15 protein-coding genes are annotated in these 18,391 nt (G+C 62.8%); 5 read left to right on the top strand and 10 right to left on the bottom strand.

Going from position 1 to position 18,391, the window contains the following annotated elements:
* Positions 1 to 46: 46 nt before the first annotated feature.
* The 3 genes from JQF37_RS15020 to JQF37_RS15010 all read right to left on the bottom strand — a co-directional run bounded on the left by JQF37_RS15020 (position 47) and on the right by JQF37_RS15010 (position 4,592).
* Positions 47 to 1,408, bottom strand: coding sequence for an allantoin permease (locus JQF37_RS15020; RefSeq protein WP_130207235.1), 1,362 nt, complete (start codon positions 1,406 to 1,408; stop codon positions 47 to 49).
* Positions 1,409 to 1,575: 167 nt separating this feature from the next.
* Positions 1,576 to 3,363: an IlvD/Edd family dehydratase gene (locus JQF37_RS15015; protein ID WP_047530089.1), complete on the bottom strand. Its 1,788-nt coding sequence runs from the start codon at positions 3,361 to 3,363 to the stop codon at positions 1,576 to 1,578.
* Between the two features lie 47 nt (positions 3,364 to 3,410).
* Positions 3,411 to 4,592, bottom strand: coding sequence for a fumarylacetoacetate hydrolase family protein (locus JQF37_RS15010; RefSeq protein WP_130207237.1), 1,182 nt, complete (start codon positions 4,590 to 4,592; stop codon positions 3,411 to 3,413).
* A 114-nt stretch (positions 4,593 to 4,706) separates the two neighbouring features.
* On the opposite strand from JQF37_RS15010, the gene JQF37_RS15005 reads away from it, so the two are divergent.
* From JQF37_RS15005 to JQF37_RS14985, 5 genes are all read left to right on the top strand, one after another.
* The gene (locus tag JQF37_RS15005) at positions 4,707 to 5,657 is read left to right on the top strand and encodes a LysR family transcriptional regulator (RefSeq protein WP_130207239.1); all 951 of its coding nucleotides are present in this window, start codon (positions 4,707 to 4,709) and stop codon (positions 5,655 to 5,657) included.
* Between the two features lie 152 nt (positions 5,658 to 5,809).
* Positions 5,810 to 7,390, top strand: a complete 1,581-nt coding sequence (locus JQF37_RS15000; RefSeq protein WP_130207241.1) for an aldehyde dehydrogenase (NADP(+)) — start codon at positions 5,810 to 5,812, stop codon at positions 7,388 to 7,390.
* 89 nt (positions 7,391 to 7,479) lie between these two features.
* On the top strand, positions 7,480 to 8,862 hold the full coding sequence (locus tag JQF37_RS14995) for an MFS transporter (RefSeq protein WP_130207243.1): 1,383 nt from the start codon (positions 7,480 to 7,482) through the stop codon (positions 8,860 to 8,862).
* On the top strand, positions 8,859 to 9,599 hold the full coding sequence (locus JQF37_RS14990; protein WP_130207245.1) for an SDR family oxidoreductase: 741 nt from the start codon (positions 8,859 to 8,861) through the stop codon (positions 9,597 to 9,599). Before JQF37_RS14995 ends, JQF37_RS14990 begins: the two co-directional genes overlap by 4 nt.
* 37 nt (positions 9,600 to 9,636) lie before the next feature.
* On the top strand, positions 9,637 to 10,485 hold the full coding sequence (locus tag JQF37_RS14985) for an ureidoglycolate lyase (RefSeq protein WP_130207247.1): 849 nt from the start codon (positions 9,637 to 9,639) through the stop codon (positions 10,483 to 10,485).
* A gap of 132 nt (positions 10,486 to 10,617) precedes the next feature.
* On the opposite strand, the gene yghU is transcribed toward JQF37_RS14985, so the two are convergent.
* From yghU to JQF37_RS14945, 7 genes are all read right to left on the bottom strand, one after another.
* Positions 10,618 to 11,457 (bottom strand): glutathione-dependent disulfide-bond oxidoreductase, encoded by an 840-nt coding sequence (yghU, locus tag JQF37_RS14980; protein ID WP_130207249.1) that lies wholly within the window; start codon positions 11,455 to 11,457, stop codon positions 10,618 to 10,620.
* A 193-nt stretch (positions 11,458 to 11,650) separates the two neighbouring features.
* Complete coding sequence (locus tag JQF37_RS14970) at positions 11,651 to 12,418, bottom strand: metallophosphoesterase (RefSeq protein ID WP_103404417.1); 768 nt, start codon at positions 12,416 to 12,418, stop codon at positions 11,651 to 11,653.
* A 226-nt stretch (positions 12,419 to 12,644) separates the two neighbouring features.
* Entirely contained in the window at positions 12,645 to 14,117 is a 1,473-nt protein-coding gene (locus JQF37_RS14965; protein ID WP_130207253.1) for an aldehyde dehydrogenase family protein, read from the bottom strand.
* Positions 14,110 to 14,937, bottom strand: coding sequence for an ABC transporter permease (locus tag JQF37_RS14960; protein ID WP_130207255.1), 828 nt, complete (start codon positions 14,935 to 14,937; stop codon positions 14,110 to 14,112). Before JQF37_RS14960 ends, JQF37_RS14965 begins: the two co-directional genes overlap by 8 nt.
* 1 nt (position 14,938) lies before the next feature.
* The gene (locus JQF37_RS14955) at positions 14,939 to 15,856 is read right to left on the bottom strand and encodes an ABC transporter permease (protein WP_090462509.1); all 918 of its coding nucleotides are present in this window, start codon (positions 15,854 to 15,856) and stop codon (positions 14,939 to 14,941) included.
* A gap of 30 nt (positions 15,857 to 15,886) precedes the next feature.
* Entirely contained in the window at positions 15,887 to 17,029 is a 1,143-nt protein-coding gene (locus tag JQF37_RS14950) for a spermidine/putrescine ABC transporter substrate-binding protein (RefSeq protein WP_047530069.1), read from the bottom strand.
* A 39-nt stretch (positions 17,030 to 17,068) separates the two neighbouring features.
* On the bottom strand, positions 17,069 to 18,184 hold the full coding sequence (locus JQF37_RS14945) for an ABC transporter ATP-binding protein (protein WP_130207257.1): 1,116 nt from the start codon (positions 18,182 to 18,184) through the stop codon (positions 17,069 to 17,071).
* Positions 18,185 to 18,391: the final 207 nt, after the last annotated feature.

Here is an 18,391-nt window from a genome sequence, read left to right as displayed (position 1 = left end):
AAGTTGATTGCCCGTGCACTGAGGGTTGCGATGCGGTGGCCGGGTTTCAGCTGCAACTGGCGCGCACGAACCAGCTGCGCCTGGCGTTGTTCAGCAGCAGCCAATAGGCGCTGAAGGCACTGAGGAAGGTCACGGGTGCGGACCAGGTGGCCAGGGCCGCATGGCCACAGTTGAGCAGCGCAATGCCCAGGGCGGCGGCAAGGAACCACGCCCCCAGGCCACAGGGGTTGAAGGCGCTGACCCTGTCCACCTGGTATTCGATCCGGTCCTGGAACAGTTGGGGGTAGCGCGGCGAGAAAATGTGCGCCAGGGCAATCGCCACCCAGGCCACCACGAAGATGCTCTGGTACGACAGCGCCTGCAGGATGTAAGCGAAAACGTTCAGGCGCATCAGGGTGTAAACCAGCACGCCGACGGCGATGGCCCAGGCGATGTAAGGCACTTTCGCCAGTCCGATGCCGCCGAAAAAGGCCTGCATGTTGGTGGCCGCCAGGTAGAAGTTCGCCGAGTTGATGCGCGTCTGGCTGATCCAGACGAAGATCAGGCCCCAGATCCCCATCAGCTCGACGATCGCCATCACCACCGACACCTCGCTCAGGCCGCCGGGGGTAGGAATGGTCCCGGCCAGGAAAATCCCGACCAGGCCATTGATCAAAAAGGTGAAGGTGTAGAAGGGCAGGCCGAAGTTGAAGCGGGCGTGGTAGGTGGCGTCTTCCTTGCGGCCGAAACGAGCGTAGTCCCAGGTGTACATCATCAGGATCCACACGCCCATGAAGTAGCTGAAACAATCCCACCAGCCATTCGCCACCGGGCCGCTCGCCGGTCCCATCTGCAGCCAGGCCGCGCTGTAGCCGTATTGTTCGATGGTCACCGCGACCAGCGCGACCAGACCGATCAGGTAGAAGGGCAGCAACACGCCGTTGAGCTTGTCCATCCAGTTTTGCACGCTGCCGAAAATCAACGGCACGCTGTACAGCACCACCAACAGGTAGGCCTGATTGATCGACAAGGACGGCACGTACTGTTGAATTGCAATGGCAATCACCGAGCCTTCGAACACGCTGTAATAGGTCGCGGTGGCGAAGAAGATCAAGGTCGCGAGGACCGCGCCCTTGCGCCCGAACAGCACCCGCGAAAACAGCGCGACCGACAGTCCGGTCTTGATCGCATAGCGCGCAATCACGCCATTGATGGCGGCGTAGGTCACGACCGACAACAGCAGGCCGATGATCGCGTTTTGAGTGCCGAAGGTCATCGCCAGGGTGGCGGAAACGACAAGCCAGAACATCGCGCTGCAAATGCCCCACCAGGCCATCGTCAGCGAGGGTTTACTCATGCGGTGTGTGTCGGCGACGGCGGCGACCGAAAAATCGGTGCTGTCGCCCTGTTTCTGAAGGATGGCGGCCATGGTTCTTCTCTTGTTTTTGGATGAAGAACCAGGATGGTAAGAGGCCTTTGGCGCCGAATGATTGCTATTGGCGGCCCTGTCTTTTGTCGTGGAGTGAAGCGCATGGACAGTCACTACGGCCTGCCAACCCGGCCGGTGCCGGGACAGCAGAGCCGTGCAGCGACCCGTCAGTGCGAATGCCGAGGCTCGCCGCCACTGCGGGCGATGACTCGCAGGTGCAGGGTCGCCGGTTCCAGGCAGCCGCCGGTGGACAGTTGCCCGACCAGTTGGCGGTAAAGCTCCTGCCAGGGGGTTTGCGAGGCGGGGATGTTCGGCGTCCACTCGGCGCGGCGCCGGGCCATTTCGGCTTCATCGACCAGCAGGTTGACCGATCTGGCGTTGAGGTCGACGCGCAGGCGGTCGTTGGTTTTCAGCAACGCCAGGCCGCCACCGACCGCCGCTTCCGGCGACATGTTGAGGATCGACGGGCTGGCGGAAGTGCCGCTCTGGCGCCCGTCGCCCAGGCAGGGCAGGGAGTCGATGCCTTGCTTGATCAGTGCCGCCGGCGGGGCCATGTTCACCACTTCGGCACTGCCGGGATAGCCCACGGTGCCAGCGCCACGAATCACCAGGATGCAGCGTTCGTCGATATCCAGCGACGGGTCGTCGATCCGCGCGTGATAGTCCTCCGGCCCTTCGAACACGATGGCCCGTGCTTCGAAGCTGTTTTCCGCGCCGGGTTCGGACAGGTAGGTCTTGCGGAACGCCTCGCCGACCACCGACATCTTCATGATCGCGCTGTCGAAGAAGTTGCCGCTGAGCACGATGAAACCGGCGCGGTGCTTGAGCGGGGTCTCGAAGGGATAGATCACGTCGGCGTTGCTGGTCAGGGTGCCGCTGACGATTTCGCCGATGGTCTTGCCGCTGACCGTGGCGCAGTCTTCGTGCAGTCGCCCGGCTTTTTGCAGTTCATGCATGACCGCCGGCACACCGCCCGCGCGGTGGAAACCTTCGCCCAGGTACTTGCCGGCCGGCATGCAGTTGACCAGCAGCGGCACGTCTTCGCCAATGCGCTGCCAGTCATCCAGGCTCAATTCGACGCCCATGTGCCGGGCGATGGCGATCAGGTGCGGAGGGCAGTTGCTTGAGGCACCCAGTGCCGAGGCCACGGCAATGGCGTTCTCGAAGGCCTCGCGGGTCATGATCTGTGACGGGCGGACGTCCTGCATCACCAGTTCGCAGATGCGCTTGCCGGTGGCATAGGCCATTTGTCCGCGTTCCCGATAGGGCGCCGGAATGCTTGCGCAGCCGGGCAGCGACATGCCCAGGGCTTCGGCCAGTGCATTCATCGACAGGGCGGTGCCCATGGTGTTGCAGTGGCCCACCGAAGGCGATGCTGCGGTGGTCATTTCCATGAAGCCTTCGTAATCGATTTCCCCGGCCGCCATCAGATTGCGTGCGTGCCAGAGCACGGTGCCGGAGCCGATCAGTTCACCCTTGTGGTGACCGTCGAGCATCGGCCCGCCGGACAGGACGATGGAGGGCAGGTCGGTGGTCGCGGCGGCCATCAGGCAGGCGGGGGTGGTTTTGTCGCAACCGGTGGTGAGCACCACGCCGTCCAGCGGGTAGCCGTGGAGGATTTCCACCAGCCCCAGATAGGCCAGGTTACGGTCCAGCGCGGCGGTCGGTCGACGGGATTGCTCGGCGATCGGGTGCACCGGAAACTCCATGGGAATGCCCCCGGCGTCACGAATGCCGGCCTTGACCCGCTGGGCCAGTTCCAGGTGATGGCGGTTGCACGGCGTCAGGTCGCTGCCGGTCTGGGCGATACCGATGATCGGGCGGCCCGACTGCAACTCTTCACGGGTCATGCCGTAGTTCATGTAGCGTTCGACGTACAGGGCAGTCATGTCCGCGTGGGCAGGGTCGTTGAACCATTGCTCGCTGCGCAGGCGGCGTTTTGGAATGTCACTCATGATCGGGTCTCTCTTGTCATTGGATGAATCGACAATCTGTGGTCGCTTCAGCGAGCGAGCAGTCCTCGGGCAGCCAGGTTACGCAGCAGGGCGCTCACGCCAAAGGTCCAGGGCTCGGCGTCACAGCTGTGGGTGACGCGGTTGTGCAGACTGCCGAGCAACGGGCTGCTGATGCTGACCCGGTCGCCGAGTTTGTGGGTGAAGCCGCTTCCGGCATGATCGCGATCCTCGGTCGGGGCGAACAGAGTACCGAGAAACAGCAGGAAGCCGTCAGGGTATTGGTGATTGGCGTTGAGGGTCTGGCTGGCCAGGTCCTGCGGGTCGCGGCTGATCTGATTCATGGAGCTCGAGCCCTGCATCCGGTAACCGTCCTCGCCCTGCACCTCGAGGTCGACCACGCAGGCACGCACGTCGTCGAGGCTGAAGTGTTCATCGAACAGGCGAATCAACGGCCCGATGGAGCAGGAAGCGTTGTTGTCCTTGGCCTTGCTCAGCAACAGGGCGCTACGGCCTTCGAAATCCCGCAGGTTCACATCGTTGCCCAGGGTTGCGCCATGGATCTGGCCACGGCTGTTCACCGCCAGCACCACTTCCGGTTCCGGGTTGTTCCACTGCGAACCGGGGTGAATGCCGATGCGGCTGCCGCTGCCGACGGCGGCGAGTACCGGGGCCTTGGTGAAAATCTCCGCGTCCGGACCGATACCGACTTCAAGGTATTGCGACCACATGCCCTGTTCGATCAGCAAGGCTTTCAAACGCATGGCCTGCTCGGAGCCGGGCACGATCGAACGCAGGTTGTCACCGATGACCCCATGCACGGTGGCGCGAACGGCTTCGGCCTTTGCGGCGTCACCGCCGGCCTGCTCCTCGATCACCCGCTCGATCATGCTGGCGGCGAAGGTGACACCGGCCGCCTTGATCACCTGTAAATCCAGGGGCGGCAGCAGGTAAGGCCTGGTCGGATCAGCATCGGGGCCGGTGTTGGCCAGCAGGGCCTCGACACTGGCGATGAAGGTGCCGGGAGTCTGGCGTACGGCCGACAGCGGCGAGTCCGATTCCAACAAGTCACTCAAGGTCGCGAAACGGTCCGACAGATCGAACACACCGTCCGCGCGCAGGACAATCGGCGATGGCCCGGCGATCTGGCCGGGAACCCAGGCGCGGCCGATCAGAGTACCGGCCACACCGTCGACCGGCAGGGTGTTTTCAGGCGTAAGCAGTAGCGACATGAGGAATCTTCCTGGTTCGTAAAGCCTTCACGCTAGGGCGGCCAGTCGATAAACTCCAATGAGATATATTCAGTATTCGATAACTTCCGGTTATTGCTTCTTCGGGGAATGCCCATGTCAGAACTGTCCTTCTCCAGCGTCTGCGGCTGGCTCAAATTCCGCCATCTGTTGCTGATCGACACGCTGGGGCGCACGCGCAACATGCACCTGGCGGCGCAGCAGATGAACCTCAGCCAGCCGGCCATCAGCAAGATGCTCAAGGAAATCGAAAGCCTGCTCGGCTTTGCCCTGTTCGAACGCCAGCCGCGGAGCATGCCGCCCACGGCGCTGGGCGAGCATGTGCTGCGTTACGCGCAGATCGCACTGAACGATGCCCGCTCGTTCGTCGAGCAGATCGGCAGTCTGCGCGAGGGCGGTCATGGTCACCTCAAGGTCGGCGGGATTTTTGCCGCCACGGCGGTGGCGCTGCCGGAGGCGATCCTGCAGATCAAGCAACGCTGGCCCTTGCTGTCGATTGAAGTGGTGGAGCAAACCAGTAATCACCTGATGGAAATGCTCGAAGAGAAAAAGCTCGATCTGGCGGTTGCCCGCTTCACCGAACAAAGCCAGCAGCAGCGCTATGATTTCCAGCCACTGGCGCCCGAGCCGTTCTGCATCGTGGTCAACAGCCGTCATCCATTGGCCGGCGCTGGCCCGACCTCGTTGCAGCAATTGGTGGATTTGCCCTGGATTCTCTACCCGGTCGGCACGCCGATTCGCGCACGCATGGAGCTGGCCTTCGCCGAAGCCGGGGTAGGGATGCCGAAAAACACCGTCGATACCATTTCCATGCAGACCTTTCTCCAGGTCCTGCAACGCGGGGCGATGATCGGGATGCTGCCCAACGCCATGGTCAATCCGCTGCTCGACAGCGGACAGTTGAAAACCCTGGATACGCCGTTGCACCTGGTGCCACAGGACTACGGGATCCTCACGCGCAAGGGCGAGCATCTGCTCGGTGCGGCCCTGGAGTTCGCCGAGATCCTCAAGGAAAACGCGCGGCTGGCCAGCGATACGGCCAATTGAAACGTGCCGGCTCCTGCGGGGCTGGCCGCTGCCAAAAAAACGCGATTTTCGATAACGTTTCGTTATCGGTTAATCCAAAAATGCCATTGGGAAAGAATCGGTTCGCGACAGTAGAGTATCGACCAGCTTCCAATCAGGGTCAGGAGACTGTCATGCCCGAACTGTCCGGACACAATTTCATCGCCGGTGGCCGTAGCGCCGCCGGGTCGGTGGTGCTGCACAGCATTGATGCGACCACCGGGCAACCACTGCCCACGGCTTTCATTCAGGCTACGGTCGAGGAAGTGGACGCCGCTGCCTCGGCTGCCGCCCAGGCCAGCCCGATTTACCGCAATCTGTCCGCCGAGCGCCGGGCGCAATTTCTCGAAGCGATCGCCGCTGAACTGGATGCGCTGGGCGATGATTTCGTCGCCCTGGTCAGCCAGGAAACCGCGTTGCCAGCCGCCCGTATCCAGGGCGAACGAGCCCGTACCAGCGGTCAGATGCGTCTGTTTGCCCAGGCGTTGCGGCGCGGTGACTTCTACGGCGCCCGCATCGACCTGCCGCTTCCGGCACGCCAACCTTTGCCGCGAGTCGATCTGCGTCAATGCCGCCTGGGCATCGGCCCGGTGGCGGTGTTCGGCGCCAGTAATTTTCCCTTGGCCTTCTCCACCGCCGGTGGTGACACCGCCGCCGCGCTGGCTGCCGGCTGCCCGGTCGTGTTCAAGGCCCACAGCGGGCATATGGCGACGGCGCAACGGGTCGCCGAAGCGATCATTCGTGCCGCCGAGAAAACCGGGATGCCGGCGGGTGTGTTCAACATGATTTTCGGTGCTGGCGTCGGTGAAGCGCTGGTCAAGCATCCACAGATCCAGGCGGTCGGCTTCACCGGCTCGCTCAAGGGCGGCCGGGCGCTGTGTGACATGGCGGCTGCACGTGCGCAACCGATCCCGGTGTTCGCCGAGATGAGCAGCATCAACCCGGTGCTGGTCTTGCCCGAGGCCCTGCAAGTACGTGGCGAGCGTATCGCCAGCGAGCTGGCCGCGTCGGTGGTGATGGGCGCCGGGCAGTTCTGTACCAATCCCGGCCTGGTCATCGGCATACGCTCTGCGGCATTCACCCGCTTCGTACAGACACTCAGTGCCCTGATGGCCGATCAGCCGGCGCAAACCATGCTCAACGCCGGCGGCCTGCGCAGTTATGTGCACGGTTGCGAAACCTTGCTCGCGCATCCGCAGATCACCCATCTGGCCGGGCAGGCGCAGGCAGGCAATCAGGCCCGGGCGCAATTGTTCCAGGCGGATGTCAACCTGTTGCTGACGGGCAACGAATTGCTCCAGGAAGAAATCTTCGGCCCGGCCACCGTGGTGGTCGAGGTGGCTGACCGGACTGAGCTATTGGCGGCCCTGCAAGGGTTGCGCGGGCAACTGACCGCCACCCTGATCGGTGAACCGGCGGAGCTGGAGCAATCTGCCGACCTGGTGGCCGTACTCGAACAGAAGGTCGGCCGCGTGCTGGTCAACGGGTATCCCACCGGCGTGGAAGTCTGCGATGCCATGGTTCACGGCGGCCCCTGGCCGGCGACTTCCGATGCCCGTGGCACCTCGGTGGGCACCCTGGCCATCGACCGCTTCCAGCGCCCGGTGTGCTACCAGAACTTCCCCGACGCCTTGCTCCCCGAGGCGCTCAAAAACCGCAATCCACTGGGGCTGACGCGCCTGGTCAACGGAGAGAAAACCACCCAGGCGCTGTAGCCGGCATCACCGCCGAGTGAACCGCTCACTCGGCGTAACCCATTCGATAAAAACAATCAGGCATGTCCACATGCCCAGGGGTTACCTCCATGCAAACCATATCCGAGCATTTGCCCGCGCAGGCGCAAGCCAGCGAACAAGACTTTGAAGACCGGACCTACCGCAAAGTCATCTGGCGCATCCTTCCCGTCCTGCTCCTGTGCTACATGGCCGCGTATCTGGACCGGGTCAACATCGGCTTCGCCAAGCTCGACATGCTCAACGAGCTGCAATTCAGCAACACCGTCTACGCCTTGGGCGCCAGTATGTTCTTCTGGGGCTATTTCCTGTTTGAAGTACCGAGCAACCTGTTGCTGCATCGCTTCGGCGCACGCTTCTGGATCGCCCGGATCATGTTGACCTGGGCCGTGATCTCCATGGCCGTGGCATTCACCGTGCCGCTGGCGGGCGTGTTCCACATCGAATCGAGCACGATGTTCTACATGCTGCGCTTCCTGTTGGGCATTTGTGAAGCGGGCTTCTTCCCAGGGGTGATTCTGTACCTCAACTACTGGTTTCCGACTCACCGCCAGAGCCGCGTGATGTCCGGGTTCCTGATGGCCATGCCGATCAGCCTGACCCTGGGCGGAATACTGTCCGGTTGGTTGATGAACAGCATGCAAGGCGTGCACGGCATGTCCGGCTGGCAGTGGATGCTGATCATCGAGGGCATTCCTTCGATCATCATGGCGTTCGTCGTGATCGTCTGCCTGGCGAACAACATCGATTCCGCCAAATGGCTGTCCGCGGCAGAAAAGGCCATGCTCAAGGCCAATCTGCAAACCGATAACCAGGGCAAGGCTTCACGCCTGAGCGAAGTGTTCTTCAATCCGCGGGTGTGGTTGCTGGTCCTGATCCTGCTGACCTTCAACACCGGCTTTTACGGCCTGGCGTTCTGGATGCCTTCGATCATCAAGAGCACCGGTATCACCAACAGCCTGCACATCGGTTTGCTGACCGCCATTCCTTACGCGGTGGCCGTGGTCGCGATGCTGCTCAATGCGCGGCACTCCAACCGTACCGGAGAGCGACGCATGCATGCGGCGATTCCGGCGTTCATCGGTGGCCTGGGGCTGATGCTCAGCGCCTATTTCGCCGACAACCTGGTGCTGTCCGTGCTGTTTCTTAGCGTATCCGCCTCGGGGATTCTCAGCCTGATGCCGATTTACTGGACCCTGCCGGGGACAGTCTTGTCCGGCGTCGCCGCAGCGGCCGGTATCGGCATGATCAACGCCTTCGGCAACCTGTCCGGCTTCACCGGTTCGATGATCACCGCCGTGGCGGAAAACCTCACCGGTAATATCAACAATGGCACTTACGTATTGGCGCTGTGCCTGTTCGTCAGCGGTGGGCTGATCCTGGCCATTCCCGCCTCGATGCTCGGCCGGTCCCCGAAAGTCGCCATCGCCACTGCCAAACTGGAAACAGCATGAACATGCAACACAAGCGGGTGCTGGTCACGGCGGCCGGGCAGGGCATCGGCATGGCCAGCGCCATCGCCTTTGCCCGGGCCGGTGCCGAGGTGTTTGCCAGTGATATCGATATCCGCGCGCTGGAAGGTGTCGAAGGCATCACCGCCCTCACGCTGGACGTGACGTCGGCGAGCGCCATCAGCCAGGCCTGTGAACGTATCGGTGGCCTGGATGTGCTGTTCAACTGCGCTGGCTACGTGCACAGCGGCAACATCCTAGAGTGCGACGAAGCGGCCTGGGCGCGTTCGATGGACATCAATGTCACCGCCATGTACCGGATGATCCGCGCGTTTCTGCCGGGCATGCTGGCGCGTGGCGGCGGCTCGATCATCAACATGTCGTCGGTGGTGTCCAGCATCAAGGGCGTACCCAACCGGTTCGCCTATGCTGCCAGCAAGGCGGCGGTGGTGGGGCTGACCAAGGCCGTCGCGGCGGACTTCATCGGCCAGGGCATTCGCTGCAACGCGATCTGCCCCGGCACCGTGGAGTCTCCGTCGTTGCGCCAGCGTATCTCGGCCCAGGCGGCACAACAGGGCGTCGACGAAACCCGGGTCTACCAGCAATTCCTCGACCGCCAGCCGATGGGGCGTATCGGTAGCCCCGAGGAAATTGCCCGATTGGCCTTGTACCTGGGCAGCGACGCGTCCAGCTACACCACCGGTGGTGTGCATGTCATCGATGGCGGCATGAGCATCTGAAACCGGTCAGTATTTTTCGATCAAGCAGGAGAACCCCATGAAACTGTTGCGTTATGGCGAAAAAGGTTCGGAGAAGCCCGGCCTGCTGGATGCCGACAATCGGCTCCGCGATCTCTCGGGTCATGTGCCGGATATCGCCGGACAGGTCCTGTACCCGGACAGCCTGGCGGCGCTTGCGGCCATCGACCCGCTGAGCTTGCCCCTCGTTGAAGGGCTGCCACGGATCGGTGCCTGTGTCGGGCAGGTCGGTAAATTTATCTGCATCGGTTTGAACTACGCCGACCATGCGGCCGAGTCGAACATGGAAGTGCCGAAAGAGCCGATCATCTTCAGCAAATGGACCAGTGCCATCGGCGGCCCCAATGACAACATCGAGATCCCGCGCGGCTCGCTCAAGACCGATTGGGAAGTCGAACTCGGGGTGGTCATCGGCAAAGGCGGGCGCTACATCGACGAGGCGAACGCCATGGAGCACGTCGCCGGTTATTGCGTCATCAACGACGTGTCGGAGCGCGAGTGGCAACTGGAGCGCGGCGGCACCTGGGACAAGGGCAAAGGCTTCGACACCTTCGGCCCGCTCGGCCCGTGGCTGGTGACCCGCGATGAAGTCGCCGATCCCCATGTGCTGGACCTGTGGCTGGAGGTCGACGGCCACCGCTACCAGCAAGGCAATACGCGGACATTGATCTTCACTGTGCCACAGCTGATTGCCTACCTCAGTCGATGCATGAGCCTGCAACCTGGCGATGTGATTTCCACCGGCACACCGCCTGGCGTGGGCCTGGGGATCAAGCCTGCCCCTGTCTTCCTGCGCCCCGGCCAGACCATTCGCCTGGGCATTACCGGCCTGGGTGAGCAGCATCAGGTCACCGTGCAGGCGGATTGATCGGGACGCTGGCCCTGATTCCGGAACGACCGCCTCTTCCGTGGCGTAATGGTCATGTCGTTGGCAAGCGTCCCAGTCGACCTTGCCGCCGACTGGGACGCTGCTGCTTGAGGCGGTGGCTAGCGGGCGCGGTTAATTCAGATCTTCGGCCTGATGCCGTTCAGGCACCTGGCTCGCCTCATCCCCCCACGTCCGGTTGACACGCTGACCCCGAATGACCGCCGGCCGGTTGGCAATCTCCTCGGCCCAGCGTTGCACATGGGTGTACTCATGCGCAGACAAAAACTCGGCAGCCGAGTACACCTTGTCCCGCACCAACTGGCCGTACCAGGGCCAGACCGCGATATCGGCGATGGTGTAGCGGTCACCGGCCAGGTACGGGCTTTGGGCAAGACGGCGGTCGAGGACGTCCAGCTGACGCTTGGCTTCCATGGCGAAACGGTTGATCGGGTACTCGAACTTCTCCGGCGCATAGGCGTAAAAGTGCCCGAACCCGCCACCCAGGTAGGGCGCCGCACCCATCTGCCAGAACAGCCAGTTCAGGGTTTCGGTGCGCCCTGCGGGATCGGTGGGCAGGAAGGCGCCGAACTTTTCCGCCAGGTAAAGCAGGATCGAACCGGACTCGAAGACACGGATCGGCGGCTCGACGCTGCGGTCCAGCAGCGCCGGAATCTTCGAGTTCGGATTGATCTCGACGAAGCCGCTGGAGAACTGATCTCCCTCGCCGATGCGGATCAGCCAGGCGTCGTACTCGGCGCCGGTTTTGCCCAGCGCCAGCAGTTCCTCAAGCAGGATGGTCACCTTCACGCCATTGGGTGTGGCCAGTGAATAAAGCTGCAGGGGATGCTTGCCGATCGGCAACGCCTTGTCATGGGTCGGGCCCGCAGTTGGGCGGTTGATGCTGGCGAACTGGCCGCCGGACGGGGCGTCGTTTATCCAGACCTTGGGTGGGACGTAGGGCTTATTGCTCACGAGATGGACCCCCATAGTGTGTTTGCTGTGATCACGTGGTTCGTGGACTCAATACCACCCGGGTGGGGCGGTCAAGCCGATACTGCGCGCGTCCTGGTAGACAGGGCTGTTGTACCACGCGCGTGCGGCGGCCATGGCGTGAAAGCAGCTGAATGTCGAATAGGGACGACCCTCAGCGCGCATGATTGACGCGTCAGGTATCCAGCTCAATCACACAGGCATCATCAAAGTCCGGGTTTTCATTGATGCCATTTTTTGCGTAGCCCCGGGCATTGCAAATGACGCGGGTGTTGCCCACTCGATAATCAAAGCTCCCGTGGGTGTGGCCATGCAACCAAAGCGCCGGCTGCCAGTCCTTGATCCGCTGTTCGAGGTCTGAAACAAAACTCGAATTGATCGGTGAATTCGCGAAGGCCGGGCTGATGCTCGAGCGTGTCGGCGCGAAATGGGAAACCACCACCGTGGGAAGGGCGCTGTCGCGGCTGAAGCATTCATCCAGCCAGGCGACGGTCTGCAGGAACATCAACTGGGAGATGGCCGGCGTGAACAGGTCGGGAAAATCGGGGGAGATTTTGATGTGGCTGAAGTCGCGGATGAGCGCCGTCGCCAGGTCTACGCCCTGGGCCCGGTCCTGTGCGTCATCGAACAAACGATAGTCAGACCACAAGGTGCAGCCCAAAAACCGTACGCCGTCGTGGACATACTCCGAGCGCTCCAATACGTGAATCGCTGTGCCTTGGGACAACCGTTTCAACTGCTCGCAGGTGGAGGTCAGGTCGCTGCCATAAAACTCATGATTGCCGGCGACGTACACGATCGGAGCAGGACAGGCTTTGGCCCACTCGATGGCGGCAGCCGGCCGGGCGATGTCTCCGGCGAGCACGACAATATCGGCATCCACGACGGGAAAAGGGATCGCGTTGACGGACAAGTGGACATCGGACAGCAAAGCAATGCGCATTGATCAACTCCGTCGTGTATTGAAGGGCGTTTCATCTTAACCCTTCACGACGAGTGTGGGAGCGAGACTGTTCGCAACGGCGGCCTGGCGGTCGACAGTTTTGTGGGCGGTGCCGACGTCATCGCGGGCAAGCCAGCGCCCACAGGGACCGTGAGCAACCTCGGTTTTTGAGGTCGTTGAAGATCACATTGTGGAAGCAAGCCTGCTCGCGAAGCGGTCGGTCTGTTTACTTCAAATACCAGCCCCAGGGTTGCTCGCTGACGTACTCGGTGACCTGCTTGACCTCCAGATAATTGTGCAGGCCCCATTCCCCCAGCTCACGGCCGATCCCGCTGTGTTTCATGCCGCCCCACGGCGCTTCGACGAAGGTCGGTTGCGAGCAGTTGACCCAGACAATCCCGGCGCGCAACTGGTTGGCCACCCGTGCGCTGCGTTGCAGGTCGGCGCTCATCACCGCAGCGGCGAGGCCGAAGCGGCTGGCGTTGGCCATTTGCACGGCTTGTTCTTCGGTGTTGAAGCGCTTGATGCACAGCACCGGGCCGAAGACTTCTTCGCGCCAGAGAATGCTGCTGTGTCCCGGTTCGTCGAAGATCGCCGGCTCGATGAAGTAACCCTCTGGCAAATGTGCTGGCCGGCGGCCGCCGGTGAGCAGGCGCGCACCGCTGGCCAGGCCCTGATCGATAAAACCGAGCACCTTGTCGTACTGGCCCTGACTGACCAGAGGCCCCAGCAGCACGCCCGGCTCCAGGCCCGGGCCGATGGTGATCTTGCGGGTTTCTTCCACCAGTCGTTCAATCAAACGCGGGGCGATGCTGTCCTGCACCAACAGGCGCGAGGTGGCGCTGCACACCTGGCCCTGGTTCCAGAAGATTCCGAACAGAATCCACTCCACGGCAGCTTCGACATCCGCGTCGTCGAACACGATGAACGCCGACTTGCCGCCCAGTTCGAGGCTGATGTTCTTAATGTCACGGGCCGCGGCCGACATGATTTTCGCGCCCGTGGGCACGCTGCCGGTGAAGGCCAGTTTGTCCACGCCGGGGTGCTCGGTCAGCGGGCTGCCAGCCTCGGCGCCGAGCCCGGTGACCACGTTGAGCACGCCCGCCGGCAGGCCGATACGGTCAGCGGCGGCGGCCAGCTCCAGCGCTGTCAATGGCGTCAGCTCGGACGGCTTCAACACCACCGTGGCGCCCGCCGCCAGGGCTGGAGCCACTTTCCAGGCGGCCATCAGCAGCGGGTAGTTCCACGGGATGATCTGCCCGGCCACGCCAATCGGCTCGTGGCGGATACGGCAGCGGAAACGGGCGTCCGGCAATGCCAGGGGCTGGTCCTGCTGTTCGTCGAGTTCACGGGCCAGGCCGGCGTAATAGCGAAAACAGCCGATCGCATCGCCGATGTCCCACTGCGCTTCGGGCAAGGGTTTGCCGTTGTCGCGCACCTCCAGTTCCGCCAGCGCGGACTGGCCACTTTCCAGTTCATCGGCCAGGGCCTCCAGCCACTGCGCGCGCTCGGCGCCGGTGGTTTGGCTCCAGCCATTGTCGAAGGCGCGCCTGGCGGCGCGCACGGCATGGTCGACGTCCTCTTCGGTGCCGGCCGCCACCCGGTGGAATACGTGTTCGGTGGCCGGGTCGACGACCTCCAGATAGCCGCCCAGGTCCGGGCTGACCCACTCGCCGTTGATGTATAGCTGATCACGCATGGTGCGACTCCTGAACGCCGGTCTGGCGGTTTTGCAGAGAGCGGGAAGTGAATAACAGTGCCAGCGACACGCAGATGATGACCGTCGAGATCGCGTTGATCTCTGGCGTCACGCCGCGGCGGATGGAAGAGAAAATGTAGATCGGCAACGTCGTCTCGGAACCGGCGACGAAGAAGGCGATGATGAAGTCGTCGAAGCTGAAGGTGAACGCCAGCAGGAACCCGGCCATGATCGCAGGGCTGATCTGCGGCAGGGTCACCCGCCAGAAGGTTTGCATGGGCGGGGCGTACAGGTCGGCGGAGGCTTCCAGCAGCGCCTTGTCCAGCGAGTCGACACGGCTGCGCACGATCACCATGACCAGCGCCATGGTGAACAGCGAGTGCGCGGCGATCACGGTGAAGAACCCCATGTTCAACCGTGGCACGCTGGGCATCCAGCTCGCCAGCAGCGGGTTGATCAGGTCGAACAGGCTGATGAAGGCAATCAGGGTCGAGATGCCGATGACGATGCCCGGGACAATGATCGCGCAATAGGTCAGGGCATCGAACAGCAGGCGAACCTTGCGTCCGGCGCGCTGCAGACCGAACACCGCGAGGGTGCCGAACAGCGTCGCCAGCACCGCCGAACAGAAGGCAATGAAGGCGCTGTGACCGAGGGCTTCCATGATGAACGGGTTGTCGAAGGCACGGCCAAACCATTGCACCGAGCAGCACTCGAAGGCCAGGCCACTACGCCCGGCGTTGAAGCTGAACAGGATGATCAGGGCGATCGGCGCGTAGAGAAACAGGTACAGCGAAGTCGAATAGCTGCGCAGCCACATGTCACAGGCCTCCGTCGGCAGGGCGGCCGCCGTAGCGCGCCACGAGCTTCAAATACAGGCCGATGATCAGCAACATCATCGCCACCAGGGTCATCGCCAGCGCACTGCCGAAGGGCCAGTTGCGCGATTGCAGGAACAGGTCGACCAGCGCGTTGCCGACAAAGAACACCTTGCCGCCACCGAGAATGGCCGGGATCAGGAACTCGCCCATCAGCAGGATAAACACCAGCATCACCCCGGTGATGATCCCCGGTGCCGAGAGGGGCAGGGTGATCCTGCGAAAGCTCTCGAAGGCACTGGCACCCAGGTCCGCCGAGGCTTCGAGCAGGCGCTTGTCGAGTTTTTCCAGGCTGACGTAGATCGGGAACACCATCAGCGGCAAGTAGCCGTAGACGATGCCGATCAGCACGGCCCAGGGCGTGTTGATCAGCCGCACATCTTCCAGGCCAAGGCTGGCCAGCAGCGCCGGAATGCCCTTGCCGCTGAGGATGAAAATCCACGCGTAGGTGCGGATCAGGAAACTGGTCCAGAACGGCACGATCACCAGCGTCAGCAACAGCGAACGGTTTTTGCTGACCTTGACGGCGAGGAAGTACGCCAGCGGGTAGGCCGCCACCAGGCACACCAGGGTGCCCAGTGGCGCCAACACCAGCGTGTTGCCGAACGCCGCCGCCCGCGAACCGAGGTTCAGGTAGTTGGCCAGCGTGAAGCCCCCGGCATACCCGCCCACGGCGCTGCGCTCGCCGAAACTGAAGACCAGGATGATCACCAGCGGCATCAGTAACAGCAGCAGGAACCACAGGGTCGAAGGCAAGAGCATCAGCAGGGTGATCCGCCGGCCGAGACTGCGCCGTGGGCGCACCTCGACTGACAGGGCACTGCCCGGCTGCACCGTTTGCGGGTGGGCGGCGGCATTCATGGGCGACTCCTCGTTGGCCATGGCAAGTGATCAGGCGGATTTGAAACGGGCCATCAGTTCGGCGCGGGCCGGGCTGGTGAGCGTCGCTGCCGCACCGAATTCCAGTGGGCTGAGGGCTTCGGCGGCCGGGTACATGATCGGATCGCTGAGCATGGCCGTCGGCAGCAGGGCATCGACTCGCTTGTCACCGCTCGGGTAGCCGTGGCTCAGCACTTCGAGCTTGTTGTGCTGCGGGTCGAGCAGGTAGTTGATGAAGGCGTAGGCGGCGTCCTTGTGCTCCGAGTTTTTCGGAATGGCGAAGAAGTCGCTCCACAGCTCGCCGCCTTCCTTGCCCAGCTCGAACTGCATCTGCGCGTTGTCGCGATGCAGCTGCGAGGCGTCACCGGTCCACGACATGGCCAGCCAGGCGTCGCCACTGCGCATCGACGGCTGGATGTCGGAGTTGATGGCGAACAGGTGTGGCTTGACTTCGATCAGCAGTTTTTCGGCATCGGCCAGTTCTTTCGGGTCCAGGGAGTTGAAGCTGTAGCCGAAGCTTTTCAGGGCGTTGCCGATGGCGGTGAGTTGATAGTCGTGGACCATGGTGCGGCCACTGGCAGGCCCCTGGGCGGCGGCCCAGAATTCTTTCCAGCTGGTCGGGCCGTTCTTCAGCTTGCCGGTGTCGTAGAGCATGCCGGTGGTGCCCCAGTTCTTCGGCACCGCGTAGACCTTGCCGTCGACCGTGCCCTGGGCCATGAACTTCTGCTGGAACGCCGAGGCATCGAAATTGGGAATGCGCGACAGGTCCAGGGGCTCGATCAAGCCCAGGCCGACGTAGGTGCTGATGGTGTAGTTGGTCGGCACCAGCACGTCCCAGCCACTGCCGCCGGCCTGCAACTTGGCGAGCATTTCTTCGTTGGAGCCGAACACGCTCATCGATACGCGCGCACCTGTGGTCTTGGCGAACGCGTCGAGGTTTTCCTGACTGTGGTAGTTCGGCCAGGTCGCCAGCGACAGGCGATCCCCCAGTTTGCCCTGCTCGGCGGCCTCGGCCGTTGAGGTCAGCAGGCCGGGCATATGGGTGGCGACCACCGCCGCGGCGATTCCGAGGCCGGTACGGCCAAGAAAGTCGCGGCGACTGATCGAGCCGTTCTGCCAGCTGCGCAGGGTTTTGATAAAGGTCTTCTGGTCCATAGCACGCTCCCCATCCGGTTGATGAAACGAATCGACGACTTACAACGCCATGGCCAGGCCATTGGCGTGATCCCAGCCGACGCGTACAGCCGCGCCGTGTTCGAATGCATTGGCGCCGTGGTCCTGCTGGCGCGGCACGCGCACGCAGACCACGCCGAAGGCCTGGGTGCGCACGCGGTATTCGGTGGTGTTGCCCAGGTAAATGCGGTCCTCGACGCAGCCTTGCAGGGTCACCTCCCGCGCCATGTCGGCGCTGGCACCGGCAATGCTGATCAGTTCAGGGCGCACGGCGATGCAGCCGTCGGCGTTCGCGCTCAGGGCCTTGCCGGTGGGCGTCAGCGGGCTGGTGAGTTCCAGTCCCTGCTCGGTGCGCAGGACCACCGAGCTGCCGTTCAGATGGCGGACGGTGCCGTTGAACAGGTTGGACTCACCGATAAAGTCGGCCACGTAGCGGCTGGCCGGAGCTTCGTACAGTTGTTCCGGGGTGGCGGTCTGGATGATCGAGCCGTTGTGCATCACGCTGATGCTGTCGCTCATGGACAGCGCTTCTTCCTGGTCGTGAGTGACCAGCACGAAGGTGATGCCGACCTCACGTTGCAAGCGCAGCAATTCCGACTGCATCTCCTTGCGCAACTTGCGGTCCAGTGCCGCCAGCGGTTCATCGAGCAGCAGCACGGTGGGCTTGTTGACCAGTGCCCGGGCCAGGGCCACGCGCTGTTGTTGGCCGCCGGAAAGCTCACTCGGTTTGCGCTGGCCGAAGCCGCTCAGGCGCACCATTTCCAGGGCTTCATCGGCCATGCGTAGCTGTTGTTTTTTGTCGGGGCGCGGGGTGCGATAGCGCAGGCCATAGGCGATGTTCTGTGCCACGGTCAGGTGCGGGAACAGCGCGTAATGCTGGAACACCATGTTCACCGGCCGCTCGAAGGCCGGAACGCCGGCCACACTCTTGCCCGCCAGGCGCACTTCACCGCTGGTGGGCTGTTCGAACCCGGCGATCATGCGCAGGGTGGTGGTTTTGCCACAGCCCGAGCCGCCGAGGAAAGAATGGAACGAACCGCGCCGCACGGCGAAATTCAAACCACTGACAGCCTGTACCTGGCCGTAGCGTTTGACCACGTTGCAGAATTCGATATCGCTTGGCTGGTTGTCGTTCACGAGGCGGGCTCCCTTGCAGTGATGAATCAGTGCGTCGGGGGCCAAACTAACAATGAGGGTTTTGCGGCGTATATATCCCTTGGGGGGTAGGAGAGGGTATGCGGAGCCTGGGCGAGGCTATAAAAGGGCATGTAATTGAATGGACTCGCCCAAGCCGAGGCGTCTGTGCGCCACGGTGGCATTCTTATAGAAGCCAACGACAGCGAG

Origin of the sequence: Pseudomonas sp. MIL9 (assembly GCF_016887925.1) — a bacterium.
Lineage (GTDB): Bacteria > Pseudomonadota > Gammaproteobacteria > Pseudomonadales > Pseudomonadaceae > Aquipseudomonas > Aquipseudomonas mohnii.
Note: the sequence above shows the minus strand (reverse complement) of the source record. Positions and strands in the feature narration are given on the sequence as shown.

What these genes read in the sequence shown, in the direction of transcription:
- JQF37_RS15020 (WP_130207235.1), bottom strand. Translation starts at nt 1,408, where the DNA reads ATGGCCGCCATCCTTCAGAAACAGGGCGACAGCACCGATTTTTCGGTC.
- JQF37_RS14965 (WP_130207253.1), bottom strand. Translation starts at nt 14,117, where the DNA reads ATGCGTGATCAGCTATACATCAACGGCGAGTGGGTCAGCCCGGACCTG.
- JQF37_RS15015 (WP_047530089.1), bottom strand. Translation starts at nt 3,363, where the DNA reads ATGAGTGACATTCCAAAACGCCGCCTGCGCAGCGAGCAATGGTTCAAC.
- JQF37_RS14950 (WP_047530069.1), bottom strand. Translation starts at nt 17,029, where the DNA reads ATGGACCAGAAGACCTTTATCAAAACCCTGCGCAGCTGGCAGAACGGC.
- JQF37_RS14955 (WP_090462509.1), bottom strand. Translation starts at nt 15,856, where the DNA reads ATGAATGCCGCCGCCCACCCGCAAACGGTGCAGCCGGGCAGTGCCCTG.
- JQF37_RS15010 (WP_130207237.1), bottom strand. Translation starts at nt 4,592, where the DNA reads ATGTCGCTACTGCTTACGCCTGAAAACACCCTGCCGGTCGACGGTGTG.
- JQF37_RS14970 (WP_103404417.1), bottom strand. Translation starts at nt 12,418, where the DNA reads ATGCGCATTGCTTTGCTGTCCGATGTCCACTTGTCCGTCAACGCGATC.
- JQF37_RS14995 (WP_130207243.1), top strand. Translation starts at nt 7,480, where the DNA reads ATGCAAACCATATCCGAGCATTTGCCCGCGCAGGCGCAAGCCAGCGAA.
- JQF37_RS14990 (WP_130207245.1), top strand. Translation starts at nt 8,859, where the DNA reads ATGAACATGCAACACAAGCGGGTGCTGGTCACGGCGGCCGGGCAGGGC.
- JQF37_RS15000 (WP_130207241.1), top strand. Translation starts at nt 5,810, where the DNA reads ATGCCCGAACTGTCCGGACACAATTTCATCGCCGGTGGCCGTAGCGCC.
- JQF37_RS15005 (WP_130207239.1), top strand. Translation starts at nt 4,707, where the DNA reads ATGTCAGAACTGTCCTTCTCCAGCGTCTGCGGCTGGCTCAAATTCCGC.
- JQF37_RS14960 (WP_130207255.1), bottom strand. Translation starts at nt 14,937, where the DNA reads ATGTGGCTGCGCAGCTATTCGACTTCGCTGTACCTGTTTCTCTACGCG.
- JQF37_RS14985 (WP_130207247.1), top strand. Translation starts at nt 9,637, where the DNA reads ATGAAACTGTTGCGTTATGGCGAAAAAGGTTCGGAGAAGCCCGGCCTG.